This is a genomic window from Vibrio sp. 10N.261.51.C6 (assembly GCF_041471785.1).
GTDB classification, from domain to species: Bacteria; Pseudomonadota; Gammaproteobacteria; order Enterobacterales; family Vibrionaceae; genus Vibrio; species Vibrio crassostreae_C.
On record NZ_JBFRPB010000007.1, the window covers coordinates 82,134 to 108,746 of the forward strand.

The 26,613-nt window shown below is 46.5% G+C and carries 20 protein-coding genes; 17 read left to right on the forward strand and 3 right to left on the reverse strand.

The genetic code is table 11. The features are described 5' to 3' along the window. Positions 1 to 516 precede the first annotated feature (516 nt). From arcA to AB4375_RS01350, 8 genes are all read left to right on the forward strand, one after another. On the forward strand, positions 517 to 1,740 hold the full coding sequence (gene arcA / locus AB4375_RS01315; RefSeq protein ID WP_372050888.1) for an arginine deiminase: 1,224 nt from the start codon (positions 517 to 519) through the stop codon (positions 1,738 to 1,740). Between the two features lie 73 nt (positions 1,741 to 1,813). Beyond that, positions 1,814 to 2,725 carry a carbamate kinase gene (gene arcC, locus AB4375_RS01320; protein WP_017062723.1) on the forward strand — a complete coding sequence of 304 codons (912 nt, stop codon included), beginning with the start codon at positions 1,814 to 1,816 and terminating at the stop codon, positions 2,723 to 2,725. 141 nt (positions 2,726 to 2,866) lie between these two features. After that, on the forward strand, positions 2,867 to 3,877 hold the full coding sequence (locus tag AB4375_RS01325) for an ornithine carbamoyltransferase (protein ID WP_017063666.1): 1,011 nt from the start codon (positions 2,867 to 2,869) through the stop codon (positions 3,875 to 3,877). 468 nt (positions 3,878 to 4,345) lie between these two features. After that, positions 4,346 to 5,275: an aspartate carbamoyltransferase gene (pyrB, locus tag AB4375_RS01330; RefSeq protein ID WP_372050889.1), complete on the forward strand. Its 930-nt coding sequence runs from the start codon at positions 4,346 to 4,348 to the stop codon at positions 5,273 to 5,275. Positions 5,276 to 5,290: 15 nt separating this feature from the next. Next, a complete protein-coding gene (pyrI, locus tag AB4375_RS01335) occupies positions 5,291 to 5,755 on the forward strand; it encodes an aspartate carbamoyltransferase regulatory subunit (RefSeq protein WP_017062720.1) in 465 nt (154 codons plus the stop codon). A gap of 327 nt (positions 5,756 to 6,082) precedes the next feature. Beyond that, positions 6,083 to 6,571: an arginine repressor gene (locus AB4375_RS01340; protein WP_017063664.1), complete on the forward strand. Its 489-nt coding sequence runs from the start codon at positions 6,083 to 6,085 to the stop codon at positions 6,569 to 6,571. A gap of 175 nt (positions 6,572 to 6,746) precedes the next feature. Beyond that, entirely contained in the window at positions 6,747 to 8,597 is a 1,851-nt protein-coding gene (locus AB4375_RS01345; protein WP_017066562.1) for a protein-disulfide reductase DsbD, read from the forward strand. A 212-nt stretch (positions 8,598 to 8,809) separates the two neighbouring features. Continuing rightward, complete coding sequence (locus AB4375_RS01350) at positions 8,810 to 9,439, forward strand: response regulator transcription factor (protein ID WP_017062717.1); 630 nt, start codon at positions 8,810 to 8,812, stop codon at positions 9,437 to 9,439. Here the strand turns inward: AB4375_RS01350 and AB4375_RS01355 are convergent. Then, entirely contained in the window at positions 9,436 to 11,187 is a 1,752-nt protein-coding gene (locus AB4375_RS01355; RefSeq protein ID WP_017066561.1) for a potassium/proton antiporter, read from the reverse strand. The two genes, AB4375_RS01350 and AB4375_RS01355, sit on opposite strands and share 4 nt — an antisense overlap. Positions 11,188 to 11,635: 448 nt before the next feature. On the opposite strand from AB4375_RS01355, the gene AB4375_RS01360 reads away from it, so the two are divergent. From AB4375_RS01360 to AB4375_RS01375, 4 genes are all read left to right on the forward strand, one after another. After that, positions 11,636 to 11,902 (forward strand): DUF4212 domain-containing protein, encoded by a 267-nt coding sequence (locus AB4375_RS01360; protein ID WP_010435433.1) that lies wholly within the window; start codon positions 11,636 to 11,638, stop codon positions 11,900 to 11,902. Between the two features lie 10 nt (positions 11,903 to 11,912). Further along, positions 11,913 to 13,616, forward strand: coding sequence for a sodium:solute symporter family protein (locus tag AB4375_RS01365; protein ID WP_102394136.1), 1,704 nt, complete (start codon positions 11,913 to 11,915; stop codon positions 13,614 to 13,616). A gap of 200 nt (positions 13,617 to 13,816) precedes the next feature. Next, positions 13,817 to 14,203, forward strand: coding sequence for a hypothetical protein (locus AB4375_RS01370; protein ID WP_372050891.1), 387 nt, complete (start codon positions 13,817 to 13,819; stop codon positions 14,201 to 14,203). 12 nt (positions 14,204 to 14,215) lie between these two features. Next, a complete protein-coding gene (locus AB4375_RS01375; protein WP_372050892.1) occupies positions 14,216 to 15,601 on the forward strand; it encodes a class II fumarate hydratase in 1,386 nt (461 codons plus the stop codon). An 85-nt stretch (positions 15,602 to 15,686) separates the two neighbouring features. Here the strand turns inward: AB4375_RS01375 and AB4375_RS01380 are convergent, their stop codons facing one another. Both AB4375_RS01380 and AB4375_RS01385 read right to left on the reverse strand, forming a co-directional pair. Continuing rightward, positions 15,687 to 19,118 (reverse strand): PAS-domain containing protein, encoded by a 3,432-nt coding sequence (locus AB4375_RS01380; protein WP_372050893.1) that lies wholly within the window; start codon positions 19,116 to 19,118, stop codon positions 15,687 to 15,689. Between the two features lie 118 nt (positions 19,119 to 19,236). Then, positions 19,237 to 20,433, reverse strand: coding sequence for a 3-phenylpropionate MFS transporter (locus AB4375_RS01385; RefSeq protein WP_017062710.1), 1,197 nt, complete (start codon positions 20,431 to 20,433; stop codon positions 19,237 to 19,239). A 232-nt stretch (positions 20,434 to 20,665) separates the two neighbouring features. Here AB4375_RS01385 and AB4375_RS01390 point away from each other — a divergent pair, with 232 nt between their 5' ends. The 5 genes from AB4375_RS01390 to accB all read left to right on the forward strand — a co-directional run bounded on the left by AB4375_RS01390 (position 20,666) and on the right by accB (position 26,609). Further along, the gene (locus AB4375_RS01390) at positions 20,666 to 22,498 is read left to right on the forward strand and encodes a DUF294 nucleotidyltransferase-like domain-containing protein (protein WP_371713378.1); all 1,833 of its coding nucleotides are present in this window, start codon (positions 20,666 to 20,668) and stop codon (positions 22,496 to 22,498) included. 10 nt (positions 22,499 to 22,508) lie between these two features. After that, a complete protein-coding gene (locus AB4375_RS01395) occupies positions 22,509 to 23,141 on the forward strand; it encodes a 3'-5' exonuclease (RefSeq protein ID WP_372050894.1) in 633 nt (210 codons plus the stop codon). Between the two features lie 218 nt (positions 23,142 to 23,359). Beyond that, positions 23,360 to 25,309: an acetate--CoA ligase gene (gene acs, locus AB4375_RS01400; protein WP_009844693.1), complete on the forward strand. Its 1,950-nt coding sequence runs from the start codon at positions 23,360 to 23,362 to the stop codon at positions 25,307 to 25,309. Positions 25,310 to 25,632: 323 nt separating this feature from the next. Beyond that, entirely contained in the window at positions 25,633 to 26,082 is a 450-nt protein-coding gene (gene aroQ, locus AB4375_RS01405) for a type II 3-dehydroquinate dehydratase (RefSeq protein ID WP_010435475.1), read from the forward strand. Between the two features lie 74 nt (positions 26,083 to 26,156). Then, positions 26,157 to 26,609, forward strand: coding sequence for an acetyl-CoA carboxylase biotin carboxyl carrier protein (accB, locus tag AB4375_RS01410; protein WP_017062707.1), 453 nt, complete (start codon positions 26,157 to 26,159; stop codon positions 26,607 to 26,609). Positions 26,610 to 26,613 lie beyond the last annotated feature (4 nt).

The window sequence follows — 26,613 nt, forward strand, 5'->3', positions numbered from 1 at the left end:
AATTAATAGCCTAATAAACAGACGAGGATTAATGCCCTTTTCTATCAAAAAACACACTTAAACAGCCGATTTTAAAATGTGATCGCAACAGCTTTATTCGCATTTACTTTGTTAATAAACAATTAATTCCACATCCAAAATTAAATATCTAAATAAAAACACTGCATACTTCCAAGCTAAGTACACTCTTATCAATAAAACTATTCTGCATATAATCCCTCGTAAATTAGATTCTAGTAAGTTTCGTCAAAAAAGCGTGCATAAAGTTCCCTAACTGCTAACTATTTAGAATGTATTATTCATAACTGAAAGTGCATAAAGTTTGTTAAAACCCTTAATTTTAAAGGGCTGCGGGATAAAAAACGATTTGTGATAGATCTCTAAGAATACCTGACTAGCAGGCGTAATATTAATTCCAGACAAGAGATATGAATAAATAATTCATTCTTCTCAACTGAAAATAAATAATTACTCTTAGCGATAAAAGTAATTCAAATATATAAGAGAGAGACGATCATGAGTAAGTTCTATGTAGGTTCTGAAATAGGTCAATTACGCCGCGTTCTAGTTCACCGTCCAAGACGCGCACTGACTCACCTAACACCCTCTAACTGTCACGATTTACTATTTGATGACGTACTGGCTGTTGAACGTGCTGGTAAAGAGCATGACGCATTTACTCAAACGCTGCGTGATCAAGGTGTTGAAGTTCTTCTTCTTACTGACCTACTAGCAGACACGCTAGCAGTGCCAGAAGCGAAAGATTGGCTTTTGAATCATCAAGTTTCTGATTACCGCTTAGGCAAAACCTTTGCTAACGATGTGCGCTGCTACTTGGGCGACTTACCAAACCTAGAACTAGCAAAAATCCTAACGGGTGGTCTGTCTTACGCTGAGATGCCAATGAAATCATCTTCAATGATGCAAGGCATGCACGCACCAACCGACTTCATTATCGAACCGCTACCAAACCACCTATTTACTCGTGACACATCTTGCTGGGTATACGGTGGCGTATCCATCAACCCGATGGCGAAACCTGCTCGTCAACGTGAAACCAACCACGTTCGCGCTATTTACCGCTGGCACCCAACATTTGCTGGCCAAGACTTCATTAAGTACTTCGGCGATGAAGAAAACATCAGCTACGACAACTCAACCATTGAAGGCGGTGACGTTCTTGTAATCGGTCGCGGTACGGTTCTTATCGGTATGTCTGAGCGTACAACAGCACAAGGTGTTGAGCACTTAGCATCGAGCCTATTCAAACACGGTCAAGCGAAACAAGTTATCGCAATGCAGCTACCAAAACACCGCTCTTGCATGCACTTAGACACCGTTATGACGCACATGAACGAAGATACGTTCTCTGTTTACCCTGAAGTGGTGAGTAAAGACCTACAGTGCTGGAACCTAACTGGTGATGAGTCTGGCGCAGTGAAAGTGAAAGAAGAAGGCTACTTCGTAACAGCTATCGAAAAAGCACTTGGCGTAGACAAGCTAAACCTAATCACGACCGGTGGTGACAACTTCCATGCAGAACGTGAGCAGTGGAACGATGCAAACAACGTTCTAACGGTTAAACCTGGCGTTGTGATTGGCTACGAAGGCAACACCTACACCAATGAAAAATACGATAAAGCAGGCATCACAGTTCTTCCTATCCCTGGAGATGAACTTGGCCGCGGTCGCGGTGGCGCACGCTGCATGAGCTGCCCAATTGAGCGTGATGGTATCTAATCACTAAGACGAAAACGGCCAAGTTGAATGATCTTAAATAATCTCAGCTTGGCCAAAATGAGAGAACACAATTATGACTAAGCAAACTGTTGTTGTTGCACTCGGCGGTAATGCCTTACTTCGTCGCGGTGAGCCGTTAGAAGCCGATGTTCAACGCCGTAATATTGAAACAGCGGTTAAAACCATCTCTGAAATCGCGAAAGTGTACAACGTGGTTCTAGTACATGGTAATGGCCCACAAGTTGGTTTACTGGCTCTGCAAGGTTTGGAATACAAAAAAGTAAACCCGTATCCGCTAGATGTATTGGGCAGTGAGACTCAAGGCATGATCGGCTACATGCTGATGCAAGAGTTCAAGAACTATCTACCTAACCGCAACATCTCGTGCATGTTGACGCAAATGACCGTTGATCCAAACGATCCTGCATTCGCCGATCCAACGAAGCCGATTGGCCCGATCTACGAAGAAGCGGAAGCGCGTGAATTGGCGGAGAAATTCCACTGGATCGTCAAACCAGACGGCCAACACTTCCGTCGCGTTGTGCCAAGCCCACGCCCTACTGGCATTGTTGAGCACGAAGCGATCACCCAACTTATCGATGCAGGCCACCTAGTGATTTGTACTGGCGGCGGTGGCATCCCAGTGAAAAAAGAGAACGGCAAATTAGTGGGTGTTGAAGCGGTTATCGACAAAGACATGTCAGCGGCTTTCTTAGCGAAACAACTGGATGCGGATGCACTGCTTATTTTGACCGACGCGGACGCTGTTTACCTTGATTGGGGCAAACCGACTCAACACGCACTGCGCAGCACCACACCAAGTGAACTGGCGAAATTCGAATTTGATGCAGGCTCTATGGGACCAAAAATTGAAGCATCGTGCGAATTCATTCAGCAAGGCGGCAAAGTCGTCGGTATTGGTGCACTCGAAGATGGTTTGCAAATCCTGCAAGGCTTGGCGGGCACCAACATCACCAAAGATTAATCTACTCGCGAGCTTTTCAAACCTTGCGAGAAAACTGAATCACCGTTTGAACTGAAATTAATACACAAAAATTGAATCGCGCTTTCTTGAATTTTCTTTCCCTGTAACAAGAAAGCGCCTAAATCTAAGAAGGAATACATCATGGCTTTTAACCTACGCAATCGTAACTTCCTAAAATTACTAGATTTCACTCCACGCGAAATTCAACACTTGTTAGATCTTTCTATGGAGCTAAAAAAAGCGAAGTACAACGGTTACGAACAGCCAACACTAACTGGCAAAAACATTGCGCTTATCTTTGAGAAAACCTCTACTCGTACTCGCTGCGCATTCGAAGTAGCGGCATTCGACCAAGGCGCTCGAGTGTCTTACTTAGGCCCATCTGGCTCTCAAATTGGCCACAAAGAATCAATGAAAGATACCGCTCGCGTTCTTGGCCGCATGTACGATGGCATTGAATATCGCGGCTTCGGTCAAGAAATCGTTGAAGAGCTAGGCGCTTACGCTGGCGTGCCAGTATGGAATGGTCTAACTGACGAATTCCACCCAACACAAATTCTTGCTGACTTCCTAACCATGACCGAATATGGCCGTGGTAAACAACTGCATGAAATCAGCTTTGCTTACCTAGGTGATGCTCGTAACAACATGGGTAACTCTCTGATGGTTGGCGCTGCGAAAATGGGCATGGACATTCGCCTTGTTGCTCCAAAACAGTTCTGGCCACAAGAAGAGCTATTGGCTCAGTGTCGTGAAATTGCAGAGCACACAGGCGGCAAAATCACACTGACTGAAGATGTTCAAGAAGGCGTGCAAGGTTGTGACTTCCTTTACACCGACGTTTGGGTATCGATGGGCGAAGCGAAAGAAGCATGGGCTGAGCGTATCAACCTAATGATGCCTTACCAAGTGAACATGGAAATGATCAAAGCAACAGGCAACCCACATGTGAAATTCATGCACTGCCTACCCGCTTTCCACGGCGAAGATACAACAGTCGGCAAACAACTTGCTGCTGAATATCCACAGCTTAAAGATGGCGTAGAAGTGACGGATGAAGTGGTCGAGTCTGAATACTCAATCGTGTTCGATGAAGCAGAAAACCGCATGCACACCATCAAAGCAGTAATGGTTGCGACACTAGGCAGCTAAGAAGTTAAGAAGTTAAGCACGCACTTGTTCGCAATAAATTGACAAGCTAAGTGCAATAACAGGGAAATGCGGGTGGCGTTCTTGGGATTTTGACCTTGGATAAAACCCGCATTTTTTTTCATGTCCTTGAAAAGATTATTACCTGAAAAAGCCTGAGATTCGCAGTTCCAACAAAGGCTTAAATGGAAACTAGAAACGGACGTGATTTCGCATAAAAATCCATTAAATGAATACTTTACGGAAAGTATTGCATGGCCTTTTTATCTGAGTATAATCCTCCGCAATTTGTCTAAAGAGAGCAAAAAATGAACCGCAATTCTGTCGCACATAATTGTCAAACTACACGCCAAAGAGTGGCGGTGGTGTCATTTTTATTTTGCTCTATTGATCGTTTCGAAGCCTCCTATTTTTAGGGGGCTTTTTTTTGTCCGCAATTTGACTGTATGCATAGAAAAAGGAAGACCCGTTATGGCGCATTCGTTATTTAACAAGCACATCATCTCCATTCCAGAGCTCTCTCGTGATGAACTGGAGCTTATCGTCGATACTGCCGCAAGACTCAAAGCAGAGCCAAATCCAGAGCTGCTGAAAAATAAGGTGGTGGCGAGCTGCTTCTTTGAGCCTTCAACTCGAACTCGCCTTTCATTTGAGACCGCCGTCCAGCGCCTTGGTGGCACGGTCATTGGCTTTGATAATGGCGGTAACACCTCACTGGCGAAGAAAGGCGAAACACTTGCCGATTCAGTGCAGGTTATTTCATCCTACGTCGATGCCTTTGTAATGCGTCACCCACAAGAAGGGGCAGCACGTTTAGCGTCTGAATTTTCTAACGGTGTGCCGGTAGTAAACGGCGGCGACGGTGCTAACCAGCACCCGACGCAAACCTTGCTGGACCTGTTCTCGATTTACGAAACACAAGGCACGCTCGATAACCTCAATGTGGCGTTCGTCGGCGACCTAAAATATGGCCGTACCGTGCACTCATTGACCCAAGCACTATCGAAATTCAATAACGTGCGTTTCTTCTTTATCGCGCCAGAAGTCTTAGAGATGCCAGATTACATCTGTAAAGAATTGGAAGAGATGGGCATCCAATACAGCACTCACAGCAGCATTGAAGAAGTCGTGCCGGAACTGGATGTTCTGTACATGACTCGCGTGCAGAAAGAGCGCTTTGATGCGTCGGAATACGCACACATGAAATCGGCTTACATCCTCACCGCCGATACATTGAAAGACGCTCGTCAAAACATGAAGGTACTTCACCCGCTGCCACGCGTCGACGAAATCACCACCGACGTTGATAAAACGCCACACGCTTACTACTTCGAACAAGCTGAAAACGGTGTATACGCTCGCGAAGCCCTATTGGCCCTAGTTCTTAACGACACTTTATAAGCAGGAGAAACAGTCATGGTTAAACAAACTCAGCTACAAGTAGAAGCGATCCGTAACGGCAGCGTGATTGACCACATCCCTGCTCACCTTGGTATCAAAATCCTTAAACTGTTTAAGCTACACAAGACAGAACAGCGCATCACTATGGGCTTAAACCTGCCATCATCGGCACTTGGCCATAAAGATCTAATCAAGATTGAGAACATCTTCCTGACCAAGGAACAAGCCAACCAATTGGCTCTTTATGCTCCGCAGGCAACGGTCAATCAGATTGAAGAGTATAAAGTGGTTAATAAGCTAACCCTTGTGCTGCCAGAGCAAATCCACAGTGTCTACTCTTGCCCGAATAGCAACTGTATTTCGCACGGTGAACCTGTCGAAAGCAGCTTTAAAGTGCAGCTAAAACAGGAAAACGTGCAGCTAAAATGTCACTACTGTGAAAAAGTATTCTCTCGCGAGATCATGAGTGAAATTCGCTAACCCTTAGCGCCATTATCACGGTCTCCAAAGCACCCTAATACCGATGGATATTTATGCCAAACTTGGAATAAATATCCATTTAACAAAAGAATAAAACTCCAAAATAAAAGCAATTAACTAGAATTTTATTTGGTGATCCCCTTCAAAAAGATAACTATCCTTTAGTGGTAGACTCAATGGGTAGACGATCATACATCACGCATACCTTCCCTCTTTATTTCGGGATTCATCGGTAAGCCCTATTTAACAATCGTACTCTACGGCTTTGGGAGTACGCTCGGCGCTATGGACAAGCGATAACCACATGTTGACCTTAAGGAGTTGTTCATGAACCCAATCACTGAGCACGGTTGCTTGTATTCAGCTGAAGATAAAACACTGACTGCAGCGTGCAAACGCTTACTACAACAACAAAGCTTCTCGACCCAAAATCAACTGCGAGAGAAACTCGTCGATATTGGCTATACCGGTATCAGCCAATCGACCGTATCTCGTATTTTGTCACAGCTTGGTGTTGTCAAAATTCAGAATGCTTGCGGTAAAAAGGTTTACTGCATCACGGTTGAAAGTGCACCGGTTCGTGTCGATGCATCCATCTCATCGCAAATCGAATTCATCACTCATAACCAAGCGATGGTCATCGTAAAAACTCATCCAGGTTGTGCTCAATTAGTCGCAAGATTAGTCGATATCGACCCACATACTGAGATTATCGGCACCGTTGGCGGTAATGATACCGTGCTTATTATTCCAAAAGATACGATGAATATTGATGCTTGCGAACAAGTAGTAAAAGCACGCTTGGGTGTAGCTTAAATGTCTCTTTTACAAAGGCAAGTCACTCAAGTTGAATTGCAGCTCCCCACTCGATTACCCAATAAAATCGCTATCCCGCCTTAGGGGATATTTGTTTGCCGATGAAACTAATAGCAAACTATTACGGTCTGATTGAGTTAAGATACCTTCAACTCCATTTTGATGACTAAATAGTATGCGACGACTTGCCACATTACTTTTTGTTTGTGTTTCCCTATTCACCCAGCCTGCGTGGGCGCTATTTGGGAACGACAACGCCGAGCCAAGCTTCGGAGGCAATAACAATGGTTTTGTCCCTGTAGACCAAGCTTTCCCTTTCAATTACTACCAGCAAGACGACAAAGTACTTCTCGACTGGCAAGTAAAAGAGGGCTACTACCTCTATCAACATAGCCTCTCGTTCACCGGGCAAAATCTCGCTATCGGTAATGTTGAATTAGAAGATGGTAAGCCGCACCAAGATGAATTCTTCGGTGAGGTGAGCATTTATACTCAGCCGTTATTCGTGCAAGTTCCTCTGCAGAGTTACCAAGATGGCTCACAGCTGATCGTTAAGTATCAAGGCTGTGCGGACGCAGGGTTCTGCTACCCACCAGAGACTCGTATCATCGACATTGAACCTTTCACAGCAACAGGTTCTGCTAATTCGCAAGGTAGTGACTCACAAGCTTCATCTTCTGCTGGCAACGAAACCGATGTTTCTACGCAACCAACATCTCCGAAAGCAGACGTTGTAAGTAACACGACTCAACAGCCAAATGCCCCTGTTTCAAAAGAAGCAGGCTTAGCCGATAAGCTCGGTGACAGTTGGTGGACCCCTCTATTATTCTTAGCACTCGGTGTTGGTTTAGCCTTTACGCCGTGTGTGCTGCCTATGTATCCGATTCTAACGGGTATCGTTTTAGGTGGTGGCAAACTCAGCCAAGGTCGCGCGCTGATGCTGTCCTTTATTTACGTGCAAGGCATGGCGTTAACCTACACCTTATTAGGTTTAGTGGTTGCTTCAGCAGGCATGCAATTCCAAGCCGCTATGCAGCACCCTTACGTGCTGATCGCGCTGAGTGTTCTGTTCGTGGCATTAGCAATGTCGATGTTTGGCGTTTATAACCTGCAACTGCCAAGCAGCATCCAAACTTGGCTCAACAACCAAAGCAACAAGCAGCAAGGTGGCAATACCTTGGGCGTATTCGCAATGGGCGCTATCTCTGGCTTGGTGTGTTCACCTTGTACCACGGCGCCATTGTCAGGCGCGCTGCTGTATGTGGCTCAGAGTGGCGACCTCTTTACCGGTGCGATTGCTCTGTATGCATTAGCCATGGGTATGGGTATTCCGCTGATTTTAGTTGCGGTATTTGGTAATAAGCTATTGCCTAAAGCGGGCAGCTGGATGGACAAGGTGAAGATCGTATTCGGCTTTATCTTGCTGGCAGCACCTATCTTCCTGCTAGAGCGCATCATTCCTGAATTGTGGGCAACCGTGCTTTGGTCTGGCCTTGGCTTCATCGCCTTTGGTTGGCTGTACCATAGCAAGAATGCACTGCCATTCGGCGGCTGGAAGCAGAGTGCGGTAGGCATCATCGCGATGCTTGGCTTGTTTGCTTCGGCACAGCCTGCATTGAACTATTGGTTTGCGGAGAAGAGCGTAACGGTAGAACAACAGCACATCCAATTTGCACGCATCAACACGGTTGAAGAGCTAGAAATCCAGCTCATCGAAGCGAAGAAACTCGGTAAGCCTGTGATGCTCGACTTCTACGCCGATTGGTGTGTGGCGTGTAAAGAGTTCGAGAAGTACACCTTCCATCAAGCTGATGTGGAAAACAAGCTTTCTGACTTTGTATTGCTACAAGCCGATGTAACGAGAAACATGCCTCAAGACATTGAACTGCTTAAACAATTACAGGTACTTGGCTTACCGACGATTGAGTTCTGGGATGGCGAGGGTAACCATGTTCCAAATGCTCGTGTAACCGGTTTTATGCCTGCCGATGTATTCTTAAAACACATGCAAAACCACCAGCTATAACGGCAATATTCACTAAAATATAAGCCGAATCGAAAGCCGCACCGCCCCTCCGTAACGAGATGGCAGTGCGGCTTTTTTGCTATTCAGAGTAACGCTTTCTTATTCCGGGGATAAAAGTCGATATGGTTCAGACTTTTAATGCATAGATATTGTCCACATACTCAATCAGGATGATAATAAATATTAACTAAATTGTTAAAAGTATGAACGTCATGGACTCGACCTATACCATCATCATTGCTGATGACCACCCTCTCTTTCGCAACGCCCTGTTTCAGTCAGTTCATATGGCGATCAGTGGTGCGAACCTGCTTGAGGCCGATTCTCTCGATGCCTTACTGACTCTGCTAAAGAAAGAAGGCGAGCCGGATCTATTACTGCTCGATCTGAAAATGCCGGGCGCCAATGGCATGTCAGGCTTAATTCAACTGCGCGCTGAATACCCAGATCTACCGATTGTGGTGGTTTCTGCCAGTGAAGATGCCAGCGTGGTCACTCAGGTGAAGAGCCACGGTGCGTTTGGCTTTATTCCTAAGTCGAGTGATATGCGTGAGTTGGTGAGTGCACTGAATCAAGTGCTGAATGGCGACCCGTTCTTCCCTGAAGGGCTTATCACCAATAATGCAGCGTGTAGCGACCTTGCAGAAAAGATTTCCACACTGACGCCTCAGCAATACAAGGTATTAGGGATGCTTTCTGACGGCTTGCTTAACAAGCAAATCGCGTATGAATTGAATGTTTCGGAAGCGACCATCAAAGCACATATGACGGCCATCTTCCGTAAACTGGATGTGAAAAATCGTACTCAAGCGGTTATCTTGCTACAAGAAGTCCACAATTAAGCTTCACTGATATCCTCTTCTAAAGTCGTCTTAGGTAAACATAAACCCAACCTGACGACTTTATGATCATCTATCTCTGCAACCACCCAAGTGATGTCATGCCACTCAAAGCTATCACCCAATACAGAGTGTGCGCCAAGCTCTTGAGCAACCAATTGTTTTAGCGTCATTTCTCGCTCTTCTTCCGAGCCAAGTTCAATACCATAACAATCACTCACTGCCGCAACTGATAGCTCAACATCCAAGAAGAAGTCACCAAAGAATCGTGCCGCCTCTTCTGCTAGAGGCGCCTCACTGAACAACGAACTTAAGCTGTCCAAATCTTTGTCTTGACCAAGCACACATAAGATATCGTTCGCCTCTAACACGGTGCTGCCTGATGGGTGAAGCAAGGCATCCTTTCTAAACAGTGCAGTAATTCGCGTTCCTTCCGGCATAGACAAACGCTTTAGTGGTTCGCCCACACACCACTTCTCTTCTTTCAGCTTGTAGACAAACATCTCCCACTCACTAGCAGGGTAAATTTCAATGCCAGTACGAGAAATCGGTGTCGGCGTTGGAGGTAGCGTCACTTGAGCCAATCTCGCGACTTTCATCAAGCTGCCGCCTTGAACAATCAGCGACACCATAACCACGAAGAACGCGATGTTGAAGTAAAGCTGAGCATTAGGCAGGCCAGCCATCATCGGGAACACCGCCAGAATGATCGGTACCGCGCCGCGTAGACCGACCCAAGAAACAAACCAGCGTTCTTTGGTGGTAAAGCTTCTGAACGGCAGCAAACCCAACCAAACCGACAGCGGACGAGCAAACAAAATCATACCGAAGGCCAGTGCCAGCGCAGGCAGAGCAATGTCCATCAACGTTGATGGCGTCACCAATAAACCCAATACCAAGAACATCACGATCTGGCTTAGCCACGTCATGCCATCAAGAACATTAAGAATCGAGTGTCGCGAGCGCGTCGGACGATTACCAATGAACAAGCCCACTAGGTAAATCGATAAGATGCCGCTGCCGCCAAGCATGTTAGAGAACGCAAACAGAGCCACGCCCCCACTGAGTACCAGAATGGAATAAAGGCCATCAGCCAATTGTACTCGATTGATTAAGCTCCATAGAACCCAGCCGCCGCCAATACCAACAAGAGTACCGATACCAAACTGCATCGCAAAACTTTGCAGTAGGAAGTTCATTCCCATCTCAGCGTCAGGGTTACCTAACAGCGCAATTAAGGTCACCGTCAGGAAGACCGCCATTGGGTCGTTAGTGCCCGATTCGATCTCTAGGGTTGAGCCAACACGCTCATTGAGACTCTGTCCTTTCAGCAAAGAGAATACCGCTGCCGCATCGGTTGAACCAACAATCGCCCCGACCAAGATGCCCTGCATTAATGACAAGTCAAACAGCCAAGCCGCCATTAATCCGGTTAAGGTTGCTGTACATGCGACACCTATCGTCGCCAGCGAGAGCGAAGGCCAGAAAGCGACCTTGAAGCTCGCCACCTTGGTTCGCATACCGCCATCCAACAGAATCACGGCAAGCGCAAGGTTACTCACCAAGTAGGTCAGTGAGTAATCATCGAAATGAATATTACCGGGTCCATCTTCACCCGCTAACATACCAACGAACAAAAAGATCAAAAGAATAGGAACGCCCAATCGAGAGGACACTTGTGAGAAAAGCACGCTGATGGCGATGAGTACGGCACCAGTCAAGAATAAGTGGTTAATGGTTATTGCGTCCAATTCGTTCCCCCAAAGAATAAAATCCGAGCTTTAAGCCTGTTGATCTTTTGCCACTAGCTTGTTGATCTTCTGCCGTTTAGCAAGGCACGGTCGGTGAAAGTGCCGTTGTTACTATAACAAACTTATGTTTCGCTTCGTGTCATAAGCAGGGCTAAATACCGTTTCTCAGTCATTTAGTTGTTAAATTTTATGACTCGCAGTCTAATTCATCCCTTTTTGTTAGACCTTTGGCTAATTTAACAACATTGTAACATCACATTTTTCTATGGTTATGTCTCCTAGCTCCCATATTTCAGTGCATTAGCGCTAATACCATCCCGACTAAAGTTGCACAGATCCCTTGACTTATCCTTGCTACATTCTAAATCGTAACATTACGTTAACACGCTATTTTACAAAACGGTTTCACAAAAACAGTTTCTACGAAAACGGAATAAAGGAGAAGGCAATGGCGTTCGAATCTACGGAACATGCTCAAGCCTACTGGAAGGAAAACTTGGGAATTATGGGAACACTGCTCGCGGTCTGGTTTGCGGTGTCTTACGGCGCTGGCATCTTATTTGTGGATGCCCTCAATACCGTTCAGTTTGGCGGGTTCAAGCTAGGATTTTGGTTCGCTCAGCAAGGTTCGATATACACCTTCGTGGCGCTGATATTTATTTACGTTGTCCGCATGAATGCGCTCGACAAAAAATACAACGTACAGGAAGACTAGAGGCTAGAACATGGATATTCAAACTTGGACGTTTATTCTCGTCGGTATTACTTTCGCGGTATATATCGGCATCGCAATCTGGGCTCGTGCAGGGTCTACTAGTGAGTTCTACGTTGCTGGCGGTGGTGTACACCCAGTAGCAAACGGCATGGCGACCGCCGCTGACTGGATGTCGGCAGCATCATTCATCTCAATGGCAGGTATCATCTCATTCGTTGGTTACGACGGTGCGGTTTACCTAATGGGTTGGACAGGTGGTTATGTACTACTTGCGCTATGTTTAGCACCTTACCTACGTAAGTTCGGTCAGTTTACGGTTCCTGATTTCATCGGTGAGCGTTACTACTCGAAAACGGCACGTATGGTAGCGGTATTCTGTGCAATCTTCGTATCGTTTACGTACGTTGCAGGCCAGATGCGTGGTGTGGGCGTTGTATTCTCTCGTTTCCTAGAAGTTGATATTAACCTAGGCATCATCATTGGTATGGGTATTGTGTTCTTCTACGCAGTACTAGGTGGCATGAAAGGCATCACTTATACGCAGGTAGCTCAATTCTGTGTCCTCATTTTCGCCTTCCTTGTTCCAGCAATCTTTACCTCAATCATGATGACAGGTAACCCACTTCCACAAGTTGGTATGGGCTCTACGCTATCAGGCACAGATGTTTACCTTCTTGATAAACTGGATGGACTGACCGAAGAACTCGGATTTACCGCCTATACCGAAGGTAACAAGAGCATGGTAGATGTATTCTTCATCTGTGCGGCTCTAATGGTCGGTACTGCGGGTCTTCCACACGTAATCATTCGTTTCTTCACGGTACCAAAAGTACGTGATGCTCGTATCTCAGCGGGTTGGGCACTACTGTTCATCTCATTGCTATACACAACAGCACCAGGCGTTGCAGCATTCGCTCGTGTAAACATGATCGAAACAATCAACGGCCCTGACATGCAAGGTGTCGCTGCAGCGGACGCACCAAGCTGGTACAGAAACTGGGAAAGCACTGGCCTAGTAGGTTGGGAAGATAAGAACGGCGATGGCAAAATGTTCTACTCGGGCGATGAGCGCAACGAGATGAAGATTAACCGTGACATCATCGTACTGGCTTCTCCAGAGCTAGCGAAACTACCAAACTGGGTTGTAGCACTGCTTGCAGCCGGTGGCCTAGCAGCCGCACTATCAACAGCCGCGGGTCTACTATTGGTCATCTCAACGTCGATTTCACATGACTTGTTGAAGAAAGGCTTCAGACCAAACATGACCGACAAGCAGGAGCTGTTAGCCGCTCGTCTGGCAGCCATGGTCGCGATTGTCGGTGCCGGTTACTTAGGTATTAACCCACCAGGCTTTGTAGCACAGGTAGTAGCGTTTGCCTTCGGCTTAGCCGCAGCATCCTTCTTCCCAGCGATTATCCTAGGTATCTTCTACAAGAAGATGAACAAGGAAGGCGCAATTGCAGGTATGTTGTCAGGTATTGCCTTCACAGCAAGCTACATCATCTACTTCAAGTTCATTAACCCAGCAGCAAGCACACCTGAAAACTGGTGGTTTGGTATCAGCCCAGAAGGCATCGGTACGCTAGGTATGTGTCTAAACTTCGTAGTATCGATTGCTGTAAACAAAGTAACTGCTGAAGTACCACAAGATGTACAAGATATGGTTGAGAACATCCGTTACCCGAAAGGTGCAGGTGAAGCTCACGACCACTAAGCACGACCATTAAACAAAGATGTTTAGCAAAAAATGAATCAGTACTTACATTGTAGGGATTAGGTACTGACTCCAGAAAGCCGATACTTCGTGTATCGGCTTTTTCTTTTTCTGCTCACTTTATAAAAAGATAAACAAAGGGTTGTTTTTAAAATTTTATTTGATAATAATTATCATTAACATCCAATAAAGAGATGCAGATGATGATGAAAGAGCAGCAGGTTCTCTATTCGAGATTTTACAAAGCACAGGATCGCTTTGCTTCATTAGAACAAGTTCAAGGCAATGAGCCGTTTGTAATTCGAGAGTATATCGAGTGTGCACTGACGCTTTCGGCTTACTATGAAAAGCATGCCGCTCAAGAAAACATCTTGTTGTGCGAGCTGTATCTACGCCAAGTTTTCTTTCATTTGATTGAAGCGATTGAGTCTCCTCAGCGCAGTTTCGCCTTTCGTCATATCTGCCTAGACTCTATTCACTCACCACTATTTTATTTGAAGCGCCACTACTGCCAGCAACCTCAAGGCCAAGCGCGTTTTTTGAATCTCAGCCAAACACTAAAACAAGTCCAAGCCCCACTTGGCTAACAAGGATAGAACATGACCCTACAATTTCGGATTGAAAAAGACAGCATGGGCGAAGTGAAAGTCCCTGCCGATGCGCTATACCAAGCACAAACTCAGCGTGCAGCGGATAACTTCGCGTTTAGCTCTCACAAGATGCCGACCAGTTTTATTCAAGCACTGGCGTTAATTAAACAGGCAGCGGCAGATACCAATACTCAGTTAGGTCTACTGGAAGGTGATATTGCCAACGCGATAGCCGAAGCCAGCCAAGAGATCATTGAGGGTAAACACCTCGATCAATTCCCTATCGATGTCTACCAAACCGGTTCAGGTACCAGTTCCAACATGAATGCCAATGAAGTGATTGCTACGCTTGCCTCAAGAAGCTTGCAAGGCGACGTGAACCCCAATGATCACGTCAACATGGGCCAAAGCAGTAACGATGTGGTGCCAACCGCAATTCAAGTGAGCGTTGCTTTGATGGCTGAAAATAAGCTATTACCTGCATTAACTCACCTTTCTGAAGCACTCACCATCAAACAACAGGAACTTGCGGAGGTCGTGAAGACCGGCCGCACTCATCTAATGGATGCGATGCCAATGACCTTTGCTCAAGAGCTAGGTGGTTGGAAATTTCAGATAGAACACGCTAAGCAAGCAATAGAGAACACCCTGCCCGCTATCAAGGCTTTAGCACAAGGTGGTACTGCGGTTGGAACAGGGATCAATGCTGACCCACGCTTTGCCGATAAGTTTGCGAGTAACCTGTCTCAATCGACAAAGATCAGTTTTAGCTCGAGTGAAAACTTCTTTTTTAGCCTCAGCAGTCAAGACGCGATCGTTGCGCTGTCAGGTCAGCTCAAAACGGCAGCAGTTGCGATCATGAAGATCTCAAACGATCTTCGCTGGATGAACTCTGGGCCGTTGGCTGGCTTAGGGGAAATTGAATTACAGGCTCTACAACCAGGCTCATCGATCATGCCTGGCAAGGTAAATCCTGTGATTCCAGAAGCTGCAGCTATGGCGGCGGCGCAAGTCATTGGCAACGACACCACCATTACCGTAGCCGGACAATCAGGTAACTTCCAACTTAATGTGATGCTGCCAGTGATTGCTCATAACGTGTTGGAAAGTATTGAGTTATTGGCAAACAGCTCAGTCGCTTTAGCGGACAAAGCCATCGCGACCTTCACGGTACGCCAAGACAATCTCGATTTGGCACTGTCAAAGAACCCAATCCTAGTGACCGCACTTAACCCTGTGATTGGCTACTTGAAGGCGGCTGATATTGCCAAGAAAGCTTACAAAGAAGGCTTACCAATTCTGGATGTCGCAGAAAGAGAAACCGATCTTAGCCGAGAAGAGCTCAGTAAACTGCTTGATCCAACCACACTGACACAAGGTGGCATTGCTGGTTAGTTATTGAATTAAAAAACGAATAGTCATCCACAGAAACAAAAAAGGCCTCATCTGAGGCCTTTTTAATATCTAAGAGTTAATTAAACTAGCTCACTCGATTCAAGACCGCTCTTAACTTAAGTGGTTTCACTGGCTTGGCAATAAAGCTAAAGCTGTTGGCCTTTATCGCTGCCAACATGTCATCGGTTCTATCGGCACTGATGATGACACCTTCAAAAGAGTCTCCGAGGCGCAAGCGACACTGCTGCAGGACTTCGAGACCCGTTCTGCCATTATCTAAACGGTAATCAGAGAAAATCACATCAGGTAGCCAACCCTCATCTAGGCACTGCAAGCTTTCGACCAAATCAACCGCCGTCTTAACCTCACAGCCCCAACGTCCGATCAGGTTTTCCATACCGACTAAGATTTCTCGTTCATTATCGACACACAATATCTTGAGATGTTCGATGTCGCTGGTCGCCATTGGCGTCGAAGCTTGCACAACTGGAGCCACTTTTTCCGCTCTAGCTAAGGTGATGGAAAAGACACTGCCTTGCCCCGGCCATGAGCGCATCGAAATTTGATGGCCAAGCACATGAGCAATACCTTTCGAGATAGCCAGCCCTAACCCCAATCCTTGATCGGCTCGTACTTGGCTGCCACGAGTAAACTCTTCAAAGATTTCTTGTTGCTTGTCTTCATCGATACCGGTTCCATTATCCCACACATCAATTCGAACCTGTCCATTGACTCTTCTCGCACCCAGTACCACTTTCCCTTCCGGGTTATAGCGGAACGCATTGGTCAAAAAGTTCTGAATCACACGCCTCAACAGCTTAGGGTCTGAATGAATGAACAATGACGACGGAATCATCTTAAACTCAATTTTCTGTTGTCTCGCTAGAGCGCTAAATTCCGCGTTCAAATTGGTTAATACGTCATGCACGGCAATCGCGTGAATGTTGGTTTCTAACTTTCCGGACTCCAATCGAGAGATATCCAGCAAGTCACCAATCAAATCTTCTGCGGCGCCAAGTGCACTCTCGATGTGAGATGACAACTGCTTCACCTCTTGCTCTTTTGCCACCTCAGACAGTGACGAAGCAAATAGACGTGCGGCATTGAGCGGCTGCATCAAATCGTGGCTTACCGCGGCTAGAAAACGACTCTTAGATTGTGATTCTTGATCCGAAATCTGCGTGGCTTTTACCAAGCGATGGTTCAGTTTTTCGAGTTCTTGAGTTCGCTCATGCACTCTCGATTCCAAACTTTCGTTGGCATCTTTTAGCGCTTGCTCTGCTTGTCGGAATACCGTGATGTCGGTAAAGCTCATCACAAAGCCACCACTTGGCATCGGGTTACCTTGCACTTCAATCACTCGACCATCAGGACGAATGCGAGAAGAGGTATGTCGAGTGCCTTGCTCCAAATGATAAACACGGCGACGCACATGATCTTCAGGGTCACCCGGACCACACAAACCTTGCTGAGCATTATGGCGAATCACATCGGAGATCGGCCTGCCCACTTGTATCAAACCAGCAGGGAACTCAAACAATTCTAGATAGCGCTGATTCCACGCCACCAGCCTCATTTGTTTGTCGATTACTGCGATGCCTTGGCCAATATGTTCAATCGCGCCTTGCAGTAAACCACGGCTGAAGTCGTACAGTTCCGAAGCTTCATCCACGATGGTCGCGACTTCTTCAAGCTGCATGTTTCTTCCCTGTAAAGCGGAAGTAAGTACTAACTTAGCAGACGAAGCACCGAATACTCCGGCGAGCACGCGCTCTGCGTGTCGAATCAGACTTGCAGGCGCTTGTTGATTAGGAAGCAGCGGCTGACCGTGTTGTTGCCAATAGCTGTGTAAGGCACTTTTCGCACGTTTGCGACCCACAAAACGCGACGCCAGCATCTCTAATTCAGCGACCGTCACTCGGTTCTGGTAAAGGCTGATATTCTCGTTTTCAGGCAGCGGCGTGCCAACAAATGCTGCTGATTGTAAGCGCTCACTTAGGCTTGGCCTGGTCGACATCGAAACTACGGCATAGCACAAGGTATTAAGTACAATACTCAGCACAATGCCCCAGTTTGAACTGCTGATATTCCAGCTACTGAGCAGTTCTGGCGGCGTGATAATCCACAGTAAAAGGTTACTTTCACTGTCGCCAGCCAACATGCTGGTTTGGCTCATCAAGGTAATCAGCCAAATCAACGAGCCCACCATTAAGCCGACATACACGCCCTTGCGGTTACCCGGGCGCCAGTACAAACCACCAATAAGTGCTGGCGCGAATTGAGCAATCGCAGCAAAGGAAAGAAAGCCAATCGCTGACAGTGAATGGATGGTATCGAGCGCTTGATAAAACAGCCAAGCACCCAGTAACAGCAGTAAAATTAGCCCGCGGCGAATCACCAATAGCAGGCCAGAAAAGTGTCGATGGGTTCTTTGGGTTAGGCGCATACGGCGCAGTAACAGTGGCATCACTAAATCATTCGACACCATGATCGCCAAGGCGATGGTCGACACTATCACCATGCCACTTGCCGCAGACGTACCACCAAGGAAAGCCAGCAAGGCAATGTGATTAGCGCCTTCTGACATTGGCACACTGATCACATAGGTATCCGCTGGCATACCAGTAAGTAGTCCTTGTCCTGCCCAAGCAATTGGCAGCACGAACAGTCCCATCAAAATCAGGTAAAGCGGAAACAACCAGCGAGCGGTATGCAGGTCTTGAGGACGTTCGTTCTCTACCACCATGGTATGGAACTGGCGGGGCAAACAGACAATCGCCAACATGGTTAAAACGGTATGAATAATTAAGGTCGGAATATTGGGTGATTCGTAGGTGGAAGCCGCCACATCAAGCAAGTCGATCTTGTCGCTGCTCATCGCCAGATACATGATGAACAAGCCAACAATCAAGAATGCGGCGAGCTTAACGATGGATTCAAACGCCACCGCCATCATCATGCCACGGTGATGCTCTGTGTTATCAATGTGTCTTGTACCAAACAGCATGGTAAAAATAGCCAAAGCACCGACCACAAACCAAGACACATGATAGTCCTGATAACCGAAGTCAGCCGCTAGGTTGGGTGCAACAATATCCAACCCCATGGTAATACCACGCAGTTGCAGAGCAATATAAGGAAGGATACCAACCACGGCGATAACCGTCACCGCCACCGCTAAGCCCTGAGATTTTCCATAACGAGCCGCGATAAAGTCGGCAATGGAGGTGATATGTTCCCGCTTCGCAATCAGGATCAGCCGCGCCAAGATCCGCCAGCCTAGTGTAAAGACTAGAATCGGGGCGAGGTAAATGGGTAAAAAAGACCAAGGGTTGTTACTCGCCTGCCCGACCGTTCCATAGAAGGTCCAAGAGGTACAATACACGGCAATCGAAAGGCTATAGATCCACGGGCGCCAACGCGATAGCCAACGAACCTGCCTGTCTCCATACCAAGCGATCAGAAATAACACGCCCAAGTAGGCTAAAGAGACTGGAATTACTATCCATCCTTGCATTGAAAACCCTTTTTTCATCCATAAAAAAACCTCTCCATAAGGGAGAGGTTTCATTTAACTAAGGATGGGTGATTAACTCAATCGCATCGCTTAAATTCTGTGCTTTAGACTCTAATTATCAGCATTTGCTGTGAGATTCTGACTGTTCCGAATCTGATTGATTAATCTCAACCACTGAACTTCTTTCATCCAACTTAATGAACAGAGCAAGTGCACCCATTGCAGCCATGCCCCAGAAGATATTTGCGCCCCAAAGCTCATAACCCCAACCACTTAAGGTGGTCATCAGTGCAATAAAGGCACCTAATGGAATCGCGTTATACAGGGCTTGTAGCGCAACCATCTTGTTTTGTTCTTCAGATTGGATGTATTGAATCGCGGCGATGTGTGCCATGGCAAATGTCACACCGTGCAGCAACTGCACCATCACCAGTGCAAAAATCGCCGTGGTTGATGCGGTTATACCCCAACGCGCCATCACCCCAATAGCCGCGACGACAAACAAAGTACGCAGTGACCAGCCTGAGAATAATCGCTTACTCAGAGCAAATACGGCCACTTCAGCAACAACACCTAAACTCCACAAATAACCGATGATAGCTTCTGAGTGACCCGCTTCTTTCCAATAAATCGCACTAAAACTGTAGTAAGCCGCATGACTACCTTGCAGCAGCGCCATCAAGGCTAAAAACTTTACCACTGACGACTCACGCAGCAGTTCACCTAGTTTTGGTCGCGCCGCTTGTTGCTCAGATTGCGTTACTGGCATCACATTGGGGTTTCTCATCGCAAGAATCAATGACAGCAACACACCGGCAAGCGCAGTATACAAAATCATGTCAGTGCCGAATTGTGCCACCAAATAGCCAACAACCGTTGAACCTGCGATAAAGGCAATTGATCCCCAAAGACGAGTTCGGCCGTAGTCGAGCATTTTCAAACGACTGTAATGGTTAGCCATCGCATCAGAAAGAGGAATGATCGGCCCACAACAGAGGTTAAACAGTACCGTTGCCAACAACATCAGTATAAAGCTGCCACCGGTGAAGAAGTGGAAACCGACAAACAGCAGCGCAGCGAAACTCAAACAGCGTAGCGCTGGCATCAAGTGTTCCACTTTATGGATACGCGGCGTAATCACTAAGTTGGCCACACAACGAGTCGCAAAGCCGATACCAATCAATACGCCAATATCACCAGCAGACACGCCTTGGTCTTCAAACCACAACGCCCAAAATGGCAAATACACGCCATACGCAAAAAAGAAACCAAGAAAATACTGAGAGATCCAGCCATAGGGTGAAGGGCTAAACATAAATGACCTATAAAGTGTACGGAAAAAGGCAGCACCAATTATGCCTATCTCGCATACGATGAAAAAGGGAATTATTACTGGGATAGTATTCCCATATTCAATGGGTCTGGATATCGCATTTCAACAAGAGATTTCACGCTCATCAATACTCATACTCGCATTTAGACTAAAGTCGTCTGGAGCTTCGCTGGTATTTTGTCAGACTGAATAAAGACTCCCATTTCTTCTTGTGATGCTTATGCCTGACAAATTTAATATGCAGCACCCGCCCTTCGATAGCCTGTCCGACGCCGAACAGTTGAAGCTTCGCTCTTCATTAGACGTGGTGTATTACCGCTCTCAAGAAGTGATACTGGAAGCTGAAAGGCCGAGCCGACACCTGCATATTTTGATCAAAGGAGCTGTTGAAGAGCGCGCGAGCAGTGATGGTGAGATTTACGCACACTATGCCAATGACGATATTTTTGATGTCCGCAGCCAGTTTGAACCCCACACCAAACACCAATATATCGCACTCGAAGATACATTAAGTTATCTGCTGCCCACCGATATTTTTCTTGAGCTTTACCACGCCAATGGCCAATTCGCTGCCTACTTTGATAGCAACCTATCAACACGAAAAGCTTTGATAGAAGCCGCCCAGCAGCAACAGAATCTTGCCGAGTTTATATTAACCAAAGTGGATGACTCTATCTATCACCCACCACTGATACTTGAACCAAACCAACCGATCAACCAAGTCACTCAAACCCTTAAAGAACAAGGGTTAGACTCGGCCCTAGTCCATTTGGAACATGATGATCCAAAAGCTTTTGGATCATCATGTTCCTTGCCGTATGGAATCGTCACTCGAACCAATTTATTGCATGCTGTGATGCTCGATAATTTCACACTGGATGCGCCTGTCGGTGAGATCGCAACGTTTCCGGTGATGCACGTGAACCAAGGCGATTTCTTATTTAACGCCATGATTACCATGACCAGAAATCGAGTAAAAAGGTTGATGGTTTGTGATGGTAAAAATGCGGTCGGCATGGTGGATATGACACAGATTCTCAGTGCATTCTCCACACACTCCCACGTTCTTACTTTGCGTATTGCGCGCGCCACCAGCGTTGAAGAATTGGCAATGGCATCCAACAAACAACGTCAACTGGTCGAGAGCTTGCTCAGTAATGGGATTCGCACACGCTTTATCATGGAGCTGATTTCTGCGGTCAACGAACAGATCATAGAGAAGGCTTTTGAGTTGGTGATCCCACCTGCACTGCATAATCATTGCTGCCTAATCGTGCTGGGTTCTGAGGGGCGTGGAGAGCAAATTCTCAAAACCGATCAAGACAACGCTCTGATTATTCAAGATGGTTTGGAATGGCATCAATGCCAAAGTGCCATGAACGACCTCACACATACCCTTCAACAATTGGGTTACCCACTGTGCCCGGGCAACGTAATGGTCAACAATCCGAAATGGGTGCATTCAGAACAAGAGTGGAAACAAACCCTCACCCATTGGGTAAAAAAAGCCACGCCAGACACCGTGATGGATATCGCGATCATGGCAGATGCACACGCAGTAGCGGGGAATAGAGAGTTATTAAAACCTGTAAAGCAGCACCTCAGTGATTTAATGCTCGGACAAGAATTGATTCTGACGGAGTTCTGCCGCCCGGCGCTGAACTTCTCAGTTCCCCTGACCCTGTTTGGTAATGTGAAGCAATCTAAGTCCGGACTCGATATCAAACAAGGCGGTATTTTCCCTATCGTGCATGGTGTGAGAGCGCTTTGCCTAGAACATGGTGTCACGGTCAACAACACCTTCGAACGCATTGAGCAGCTGGTCAGCAAGAAAGTATTAGAGCAAAGTACTGCCGATAATCTCAGTGAAGCACTCAAGCAATTCTTTAAGTGGCGCTTAGCCCAAAGGCTTTCTCAGCAGCACAGCAGCAACAAGATTAACGTCAAACTGATGGAACGAGCAGACAGGGATCTGCTTCGTCATAGCCTGCACGTGGTGAAGAAATTCAAGCAATGGCTCGGCTACCACTATCAGATACGGGATTAGGCATTGAACGATGAATAGGTTGGTTCGCTATTACTGGCATCACAAGCTCAAAGGCTCCCTCTATCAGCCTCTGTTTAGTGCGCCTATTGATCATGAATATGTATCGCTCGATTGTGAAACCACCAGCCTAGATCCCAATCAGGCAGAATTAGTTACCATTGCCGCGACCAAGATCATCGGTAACCGAATCATTACCAGCCAACCTTTTGAAGTCCGGTTGCGCGCCCCCCAATCGCTCGATTGCAATTCAATAAAAATCCACCGTATCCGTCATCAAGATCTAAAGCAAGGCATCGAAGAAAAACAGGCTTTAATCGAGCTACTGAACTTCATTGGAAATCGTCCTTTAGTCGGCTATCACATCCGCTATGATAAAAAAATTCTCGACCGCGCCTGTTTAAAACAGCTTGGATTTCCACTGCCTAACCGATTAGTCGAAGTGAGCCAACTCTATCAAGACAAACTCGAAAGACAGCTGCCCAATGCCTATTTTGATCTCAGTATGGACGCCATCTGTCGCCAACTCGATTTACCTATCCCGGTCAATAAACATGATGCATTACAAGACGCTATCTCCGCTGCGCTGATCTTTGTGCGCCTGAAACATGGTGACCTTCCCCGTTTCAACTCTTCTTATTCTTAATTCAACCACTGTCGCTTCACATAGAGAGCAACATCTCAAAATTGAACTTAACTCGCTATTTTGTAAGTGAAAAGCAGCGTCTCATCCTAAAGTCTAATTGTGGAAATCGCCGTCCTAGCCGAGAGTGATAACACAAAGACGGTTCTGTAATAGACCTAGAAACTGAACACAAAGGAAGTTGCCAGTTCATTAGGAATGTAGGCACAAGGAGAGATGCAATGAGTGAAGCCCACGTTTATCCGGTAAAAGAAAATATTAAATCAACCACACACGCGGATAATGACACTTACCTAGCCATGTACCAGCAATCTGTTTCTGACCCTGAAGGCTTTTGGGGTGAACACGGAAAAATCGTTGATTGGATCAAACCTTTCACACAAGTAAAAAACACCTCTTTCGACCCTGGCCACATTGATATTCGCTGGTTTGAAGATGGCACGCTTAACGTTTCGGCTAACTGTATCGACCGCCACCTTGCTGAGCGCGGTGATGAAGTCGCTATCATCTGGGAAGGCGATGACCCGGCAGATGATAAAACTCTAACTTTTAATGAACTGCATAAAGAAGTGTGCCTGTTTTCGAATGCTCTAAAAGAGCAAGGCGTGCGCAAAGGTGATGTGGTTTGTTTATACATGCCAATGGTGCCAGAAGCGGCAGTAGCCATGCTGGCGTGTACCCGTATCGGTGCGGTTCACACAGTCGTATTTGGTGGTTTCTCACCAGAAGCACTGTCTGGTCGTATTATCGATTCAAATTCTAAAGTCGTTATCACTGCCGATGAAGGCGTGCGTGGCGGCCGTGCTGTTCCACTGAAAAAGAATGTCGATGAAGCACTGACGAACCCTGAAGTGAAAAACATCGAGAAGGTTGTTGTATTCAAACGCACTGGCGGTGATGTGGCATGGCACGAACATCGCGATGTGTGGTGGCACGATGCTATTGCTAATGTATCTGCAGATTGCCCACCAGAAGAGATGAACGCAGAAGATCCACTATTCATCCTTTATACGTCAGGCTCAACAGGTAAACCTAAAGGCGTTATGCACACCACAGGTGGCTACCTTGTTTATGCTGCGATGACCTTCAAATACGTATTCGATTACCAAGAAGGCGAGACTTTCTGGTGTACAGCCGATGTGGGTTGGATTACCGGTCACACATATCTTGTTTACGGACCGCTTGCTAATGGCGCAAAAACGATTCTGTTTGAAGGCGTGCCAAATTACCCGAACACCAGCCGCATGAGCGAAGTGGTCGATAAGCACCAAGTTAATATTCTTTATACGGCGCCAACGGCTATTCGTGCATTGATGGCGAAAGGCAATGAAGCCGTTGAAGGTACTTCTCGTGACAGCCTAAGAATCATGGGCTCAGTGGGTGAACCTATCAACCCAGAGGCGTGGGAGTGGTACTACAAAACAATCGGTAATGAGCAATCTCCAATTGTTGATACATGGTGGCAAACAGAAACGGGCGGTATCTTGATTGCACCGCTACCAGGCGCAACAGACCTGAAACCGGGCTCTGCAACTCGTCCATTCTTCGGTGTGCAACCGGCACTGGTTGATAACATGGGTAACATCATTGAGGGTGCAACAGACGGCAACCTAGTGATTCTTGACTCTTGGCCAGGCCAAATGCGTACCGTTCATGGCGATCATGACCGCTTCGAACAGACTTACTTCTCGACCTTTAAAGGCATGTACTTCACCAGTGACGGCGCTCGTCGTGATGAAGACGGTTACTACTGGATTACGGGGCGTGTCGATGATGTACTTAACGTATCAGGTCACCGTATGGGTACTGCTGAGATTGAATCGGCTCTAGTCGCGTTCGATAAGATTGCAGAAGCCGCGATTGTGGGCATCCCTCATGATATTAAAGGCCAAGCGATTTACGCTTACATCACGCTGAATGATGGTGAGTTCCCAACCGCAGAGCTTCATAAAGAAGTAAAAGACTGGGTGCGTAAAGAGATTGGCCCAATTGCAACGCCAGATGTACTGCACTGGACCGACTCTCTACCAAAAACTCGTTCGGGTAAAATCATGCGTCGTATCCTGCGTAAAATCGCGACTGGCGATACAGGTAACCTAGGTGATACCTCGACACTGGCCGACCCAAGTGTGGTTGATAAGCTGATTGCCGAGAAAGCAGAACTGGCATAAGCAACCAGTCACAGCAGCTAATCACTGTTTAAAACAGCACTTTCTAAACCGTCACCTATGTGGCGGTTTTTTTTATGGCTGATCTTGATCTCAAATATCCCGCCCCAAATTAAGGCTAAGACGCTTTTTTGTTAAGTTGGTAACAATTCCAAGCTGTATCAATAGGAGATTAGACCAGTAAATTGCTGCGATTTGCGCTGAATTAGCTATAATCTGGTTCTAATTTTTAAATTTGGGTTTTTCTCACTGGAAATTAACCGCAAATTTTCAATAAAATGGCAACATTCACGTTCGTAAACACGATAAAGGAAGATAGCCCCACGATGTCTACAAAGTTTCGCATTCTAGTTTTAAATGGCCCAAACCTTAACCTGTTAGGCCTTAGAGAGCCCGCACACTACGGTTCTCAAACACTTGACCAGATTATTAGCTCACTGACCGAGCAAGCGAAAGCACACGATGTTGAGCTATCTCACTTACAGTCAAATCGTGAGTACGAACTGATTGAAGCTATCCATAGTGCTTATCAAAATGTTGATTTTATTATTATCAACCCAGCAGCCTTTACACATACCAGTGTGGCACTGCGTGATGCACTACTTGGCGTTGCAATACCATTTATTGAGGTTCATCTATCGAATGTTCACGCGCGTGAACCATTCCGTCACCACTCTTACCTATCTGATAAAGCAGAAGGTGTGATTTGTGGCTTAGGTGCCCAAGGTTATCAATTTGCTTTGACCGCTGCGCTCAGCAAGCTCAACTCAAAGTAAACATAAACAACGAACTATTACTAACCTACTCAGTCATAGAGTAAGTTCAATTAACAGATAAAGAGAAAGAAACAATGGATATTCGCAAAATCAAAAAGCTAATCGAATTGGTTGAAGAGTCTGGTATTTCTGAGCTAGAAATCTCTGAAGGTGAAGAGTCAGTACGAATCAGTCGTAACAGCACTGCACCTGTAGCACCTGTTCAATATGCAGCTGCTCCAGCACCTGTAGCGGCAGCAGCTCCTGCGGCGGCACCTGTAGCAGCAGAAGCAGCAGCTCCTGCAGTTCCAGCTGGTCACCAAGTTCTTTCTCCAATGGTTGGTACTTTCTACGGCGCTCCAAGCCCAGACGCAAAACCATTCGTTAAAGTTGGTCAATCTGTAACTGCTGGCGAAACGCTATGTATCGTTGAAGCAATGAAAATGATGAACCAAATCGAAGCTGATAAATCTGGTGTTGTAACAGCTATCCTAGTTGAAGACGGTCAACCAGTAGAATTCGACCAAGCTCTAGTAATTATCGAATAATAGA